This is a genomic window from Bacillus pseudomycoides DSM 12442 (assembly GCF_000161455.1).
Lineage (GTDB): Bacteria > Bacillota > Bacilli > Bacillales > Bacillaceae_G > Bacillus_A > Bacillus_A pseudomycoides.
On record NZ_CM000745.1, the window covers coordinates 4,937,325 to 4,943,749 of the forward strand.

The following is a 6,425-nucleotide window of genomic DNA, read 5'->3' on the forward strand; positions in this document are numbered from 1 at the left end:
GCATAATTAAAAATGCTCAAGTTTTTGTATTGTTTGGTTTTTATCAAGAAAATGTAATAAATACAACCCAAAAAATTAAACATGTTTTTAACAATATCTTGGATAGTCACTGCTTTAATTCATTTAACTCTTGCATACATTCTTGAACAAGTGTGACCGCCTGACTCATGGTAGCTCCCCCGCCAAATGCAGCTGTTACGCCAATGATCTCAAGAATTTCCTGCTCTGAAGCTCCTTGATCTATACATCCTTTAGTGTGATAAATAATGCAATACTCATCCTGAGAGTAAAGGCTTATCCCTAAAGCAACCAATTGTTTTACTTTTTTTGATAATGTACCTTCTTTAAAGCATTCCTCTGTAAAAGAATTAAACTGTTCAGCCAGTTTTGGCATTTTTTCCGTAAATAAACCCAACCCATGTTTATATTGAAGAAGTGCAGATTCAGTAGTATTTCTACCTTCAAATTCCATATTTAATCAACCCCATTTCTAGTATTTATAAAACATACGTTAGTATGAGCTTAAAGTACTTTGATTAATCATGTTTGACATTATGTAATTTAGGGGGGCATCTTTACTTTTCAAAAATAATTCTTCTAAAATAAACAGATAAATTTTATATATATTCATATAAAAGTTCTTGTACATCAATTCAATCATTCAATAGAAATAGTAAGATTTTTTGTATACATGTATAGCGTATGACTACCTTCTCAGCTTAATATATACCTAATTTAAATTTTCACATGAGCATATCTAAGTTTTGGGTATAGAAAAGGCAAGCATTTAAATATGCTTGCCTTCGTTCTAACGACGATGCTCGACTAAATCAATTACCCCTAAAACAACATGAGCTAAACCAAATCCAAATACCGTATTAGCAATCATCTTATTAGAACCACGTGTCTGCTTAAGTGCATAACCTGCAGCTGTGACCGCTGTACCTAATGCAGTTGGAATTAATCCTTCACGAATATCCATCGTAATATCCTCCTAGCATCGTAGTTAGTAAAACATGTAGTATTTCACAATAAAATACTAACATAAAAATTAGTATGGTCGCTTTTTATATAAATATGTAAACACCAATATCAAGGAAATATATATAACTAAAAATCCTGAATTAATGTCCCAATCCATTCCAATAAAAATCTACAATGCTTACAGCTAAATCATCTATATTGGCAATCAGTGGCTTTTGATTTACATCTTTGTAATCACCTAAGTATAGCAAAGCAACAAAGGCATGAGTACTTAAAAGCGAGTGCCCTTTAGGGATTTCACCTTTTTGCATCGCTTTGTGTATTGCTTGATCCAATACTTCGTACATTTTATCTTCAGCTTTTTGCATTTGTATTAAGTGATTCTCTGAAAGAGATATTTTTGCATCTTTCATGAAACTCTTGATATCAATGTTCAGTGTTGCGGTTAAATGAACTTTTGCAACATCAAGTAATCGCTCCTTAAGCGGCTTACTTGTTGAAAGAATTTTATGCATATTATCTCTAATGCGTGCCATCATTTGAATCATTGTATCCGTAAAAAGATCAGCTTTTGTAGCATAGTAATAATAAACAGTTGCCTTTGTTACATCGCACTCTTTTGCAACATCTTCCATAGAGACAATTTGATAACCTTTACTTAAAAACAGCTTTGTAGCAATATCAACAATTTTATCTTTTGTAGATTTTGTATTTTTATTTTGAGGTGGTCTTCCTAAAGGACGTTGTTTTTGTTCCAATATCATTCTCTCCTGACTCTTCATAATTTAAAATATTATAACATATCAGTTGAATAGCACTTGATTAATTAACTAACCAGTATATATAATTAATTCTAAAATTAGTAAGAAAGGTGGAATATCATGAAAAAACATCCTCTTTATACATGGGGGAAATATGTCGGTGGACCAAAAGCAAAGTGGATTACCCTTTTTGTATGGGTCTTGTTGACACTTGTTTTATCGTTTACTTGGCCAGCTGTGAATACCGTTGAAGATGAGACAGTCCCTAATCTTCCTGAAACGGCTATGTCACAACAGGCTAATAATATAATTAAGAAAGAATTTCCGAATGACTCAGGAAACCCTGTGCTTATTGTTTGGCATAAAGATGAAGGTTTAGAAGAGAAGGATTTTAAGAAAATTCAAGATACTTATCAAAAACTTAGAAATTCGCCATTAAAGGGGCAATCAACGTTACCACCTTTTGATACCATACCGCACCAAGCGTTAGCAAAAAATGTTTCAGAAGATGGTACGTCTCTTGTAACTCCTGTGTTTTTTGATAAAACTGTAGGGACAGATATGCTGCAGGAGAATATGGCTGAACTGCAGATTGTCATAAAGAATACAGTGGAAGATGATCCATTTAAAAGAAAGATTTCTGATTCTGGTTTGCATGTACGTCTATCAGGGCCAGTTGGTATTCAGACTGATGCAGTAAGCATATTTAGTCAGGCTGATGTGAAATTATTGGTTGCAACTGTATTACTTGTTTTAGCTTTACTTATTCTTCTTTATCGTTCACCGCTATTAGCAATCTTACCTTTTATTGTAGTTGGGTTTGCTTATGGAATAATTAGTCCAACTTTAGGTTTTTTAGCTGATAAAGGATGGATTACTGCTGATGCGCAAGGAATTTCAATTATGACTGTACTATTATTTGGAGCTGGTACAGATTATTGTCTATTTCTAATTTCAAGATATCGAGAGTTTCTTCTTGTGGAGCGAAATAAATTTAAAGCGCTACAGCTTGCAATTAAAGAATCAGGTGGAGCTATCATTATGAGTGCTCTTACCGTTGTAGTAGGATTAGGTACTCTATTACTTGCTCATATAGGTTCTTTCCATAGATTTGCAGTACCTTTTAGCGTGGCTGTTTTCCTTATGGGAATCGCTTCTTTGACAATTTTACCAGCATTATTAGCTATTTTGGGGAGAGTAGCATTTTTCCCATTCATCCCAAGAACAAGAGAAATGAATGAAGAATATGCTAAGAAAAAAAGAAAACAATCAAGGTAAAGGAATCGAAAGGGTTCTTAAGCAAAAAACTTGGAGATCTTGTTATTCGTAAACCATGGACAATTATCCTGCTAACACTATTCTTATTAGGTGGATTGGCTTCATTTGTTCCACGTATCCAATTTACGTATGATTTAATAGAATCATTTCCAAAAGATATGCCTTCACGTGAAGGATTTAATTTAATCTCTGATCATTTTTCACCTGGTGAGTTAGCACCTGTACAAATTGTTGTTGATACAAAAGGAAAAGATGTACCTGTCAAAGAAGAATTAACAAAACTTTCTTTTATAGATCAAGTAACAGAACCAGTGCAAGGGAAACAGAATAATCAATTACAAATGTTTGAAGTTTCAATAAAAGATAATCCGTATTCTATTGAGGGGATGAATAAAATCCCTGAGTTAAGAAAAAGTTTGAAACAGGTAATGAAAAGTGCTGAAATAAGTGATGCTAATAACCACATATGGATTGGAGGAGAAACGGCTACATTATACGATACGAAACAAACAACTGAACGTGATCAAAATGTGATTATTCCTGTTATGATTGGTATTATCGCATTATTATTACTTGTATATTTACGTTCTGTTGTGGCGATGATCTACTTAATTGTAACAGTGGTATTATCATTCTTCTCTGCATTAGGGGCAGGATGGTTACTACTTCACTATGGTATGGATGCTCCTGCAATACAAGGAGCGATTCCTCTATATGCATTTGTGTTCTTGGTAGCATTAGGAGAGGACTATAACATATTTATGGTTTCTGAAATATGGAAAAACAAAAGAAGCCAGCCACATCTTGAAGCAGTCAAAAACGGGGTGGTTCAAACAGGTAGTGTTATTACGTCTGCTGGTTTAATCTTGGCAGGAACATTTGCTGTATTAGCTACTTTACCAATCCAAGTACTTGTTCAATTTGGTATTGTTACAGCAATAGGAGTACTACTGGATACATTTATAGTAAGACCTCTTCTTGTTCCTTCACTTACAGGCGTTTTAGGCCGTTTCGCTTTTTGGCCTGGGAAGATTCGGAAGAAGGAAGAGACAAAAAAAGTAGATGCTTGATAATATAATAAAATTAAAAAACCAAGGAAACTTTGATTTCCCTTGGTTTTTTATTAGGAATAAAGTATGTATATAAAATAAAAGTAGTATCTAAATACTAATTATTTTTCAAATTTCCGGTTTTTGGTGTTCTTTGTCTTCAATATCAGTTTCTGGCATTCCGTACAATCCATTCATGGCTTGTTCTACTGGTTGAAGTCCAGTTTTAATAGTATCAGATTTTAAGTTTTTTGAGTTGTTACTCTTTTCTTTTTTAGAATGTGGAAAATTCATTTTTATACCTCCAAACACTAAATTTTTAAAAAATAAAAAGCGTATGAAAGAGTTTGGCAGATAAACAAATTATCTGCCAATTGAATGACCAATTATTTGAGCTATTAATGTAATAGCATATACATAGTATGTCATCTTTTCTAGAAAATATGATAGCTAAGGAATCATCAATACCTGGATCTCCAAATAATAGTACTTTCTTCAAAATATGTCTTCCTTCTTAGATAACCCAATTTTATAAAAAACTTATAACATGTCTATGCAGGATGTTCTCTTTAAATCTAAAATTTCTTGAAAAAATATTATAATTACATCAATTTTCTATAGTCTAAAACATTTTCAATTGCCCCTGGTTGAAAAAAAGAACACCAAAAGAAAGAATTGAATTAAATCTATTGATTTGCAACGAAGTATGTCCCACATGGGTTAAATCAATTAGCTAAACGCTTTTCCATAATAAAGAAGACATAATTTTAGGCACTAAAGATAAAAATTTAATAATGAATAACTGTACCCAATAGATTTTATAAAAGAAAAGGTGATGGAATGGAACTGTTTAACGAAGACAAAACTTATCATGCTGGAGATATTGTCTATGTTTTTTACCGAAACCCCCACACCCAGGATGTAGCAAATATACAAGCAGCAGCCGTTGTAAATAACCCTGAAAATCCAAATGAATTAGCTTTATTTCTTTATGAAACTTATTATCCATTATCAAATGAAATGGCTGTTTATTCTACAGAAGAAGAGGCAAATCAAGCTTACAATTACTATTATGGAGATGCTTTAGAGGGGATATTAGAATGAATAATCCATTTATACCTAAGCTAGTATACTTTGAACCAAATGCATTAGATTATCCGTTAGGAAGAGAACTTCAAGAAAAATTCAAAAAAATGGATGTAGAAATTCGGTATACCACCTCACATAACCAAGTGAGAGATCTTCCAGGAGAAAATGATTTTCAAAAGTACAGGGTAGCAAAATCTACCCTTGTCGTTGGTGTGAGAAAGACACTAAAGTTTGACACCTCAAAGCCTTCAGCTGAGTATGCTATTCCCTTTGCAACAGGGTGTATGGGCCATTGTCATTATTGCTATTTACAAACAACGATGGGTAGTAAACCATATATCCGTACTTATGTAAATGTGGCCGAAATTCTTGAGGCTGCTGACAAATATATCGAGAAACGAGCACCTGAACTGACAAGATTTGAAGCATCCTGTACATCTGATATTGTAGGGATTGATCACTTAACTCAAACTCTTAAGCACGCAATAGAGCATTTTGGAGAATCCGAGTATGGAAAATTGAGGTTTGTTACTAAATTTCATCATGTAGATCACTTACTTGATGCAAAACATAACGGGAAAACAAGATTTCGGTTTAGTGTAAACGCTGACTATGTTATTAAAAATTTTGAGCCCGGCACCTCTCCCCTAGCAAAACGGATTGAGGCCGCTGGAAAAGTAGCAAGAGCCGGGTATCCACTTGGGTTCATTGTGGCCCCTATTTATCTGCATGAAGGTTGGCAGGATGGGTACTATCATATGTTTGAACGTCTTGATGCTGAATTACCACTTGATGCACGTGATGATATCACATTTGAATTTATTCAACATCGATTTACAAAGCCTGCCAAACGAGTAATTGAAAAAAATTATCCCATGACAAAATTAGAATTAGATGAAGAGAAAAGAAGATATAAATGGGGGAAATATGGAATTGGAAAATATATTTATCAAAAAGAAGAAGAAGAAGATATAAAAAGTTATCTTTATTCTTATATGGAGAAATTCTTTCCCAATGCAAAATTAGAATATTTCACATAGGAGATACCATTCACTTTACAAAAAGCATATGGAAATTTATTTTAAAGGCTATATCGGTGTTTCAAGGACGTTCTGTTGCAAAGTTTTTTAAATGAGTCTACACTCTAGAAAAAGGGGCTTATCCGTTGCTCATACAACGATTATGCCTTGGGTTCATCAGTATGGTCCTGAATTAGACAAAAGAATCCGTCATCATCTCAAGCAAATCAATGACTCTTGTAGAG

6 protein-coding genes and 2 pseudogenes are annotated in these 6,425 nt (G+C 33.4%); 4 read left to right on the forward strand and 4 right to left on the reverse strand.

Annotated features, from left to right (window positions below; translation table 11 throughout):
* Positions 1-106 precede the first annotated feature (106 nt).
* From BPMYX0001_RS25085 to BPMYX0001_RS25095, 3 genes are all read right to left on the reverse strand, one after another.
* Positions 107-472: a carboxymuconolactone decarboxylase family protein gene (locus BPMYX0001_RS25085; RefSeq protein WP_006096975.1), complete on the reverse strand. Its 366-nt coding sequence runs from the start codon at positions 470-472 to the stop codon at positions 107-109.
* Positions 473-808: 336 nt separating this feature from the next.
* Positions 809-982: a hypothetical protein gene (locus BPMYX0001_RS25090; protein WP_006096976.1), complete on the reverse strand. Its 174-nt coding sequence runs from the start codon at positions 980-982 to the stop codon at positions 809-811.
* A gap of 142 nt (positions 983-1,124) precedes the next feature.
* Positions 1,125-1,748, reverse strand: a complete 624-nt coding sequence (locus tag BPMYX0001_RS25095) for a TetR/AcrR family transcriptional regulator (protein WP_006096977.1) — start codon at positions 1,746-1,748, stop codon at positions 1,125-1,127.
* A gap of 117 nt (positions 1,749-1,865) precedes the next feature.
* On the opposite strand from BPMYX0001_RS25095, the pseudogene BPMYX0001_RS29695 reads away from it, so the two are divergent.
* Positions 1,866-4,093: pseudogene (locus tag BPMYX0001_RS29695) on the forward strand (MMPL family transporter).
* A 108-nt stretch (positions 4,094-4,201) separates the two neighbouring features.
* Here the strand turns inward: BPMYX0001_RS29695 and BPMYX0001_RS31500 are convergent.
* Complete coding sequence (locus BPMYX0001_RS31500; protein ID WP_077295769.1) at positions 4,202-4,366, reverse strand: DUF4021 family protein; 165 nt, start codon at positions 4,364-4,366, stop codon at positions 4,202-4,204.
* A gap of 546 nt (positions 4,367-4,912) precedes the next feature.
* Here BPMYX0001_RS31500 and BPMYX0001_RS25105 point away from each other — a divergent pair.
* From BPMYX0001_RS25105 to BPMYX0001_RS31505, 3 genes and pseudogenes are all read left to right on the forward strand, one after another.
* The gene (locus tag BPMYX0001_RS25105; RefSeq protein WP_006096981.1) at positions 4,913-5,176 is read left to right on the forward strand and encodes a transcriptional regulator SplA; all 264 of its coding nucleotides are present in this window, start codon (positions 4,913-4,915) and stop codon (positions 5,174-5,176) included.
* The gene (gene splB / locus BPMYX0001_RS25110) at positions 5,173-6,201 is read left to right on the forward strand and encodes a spore photoproduct lyase (protein ID WP_033799350.1); all 1,029 of its coding nucleotides are present in this window, start codon (positions 5,173-5,175) and stop codon (positions 6,199-6,201) included. The genes BPMYX0001_RS25105 and splB overlap by 4 nt, the downstream gene beginning before the upstream one ends.
* A 109-nt stretch (positions 6,202-6,310) precedes the next feature.
* Positions 6,311-6,425 (forward strand): annotated as a pseudogene (locus tag BPMYX0001_RS31505) (IS6 family transposase); the annotation flags it as partial.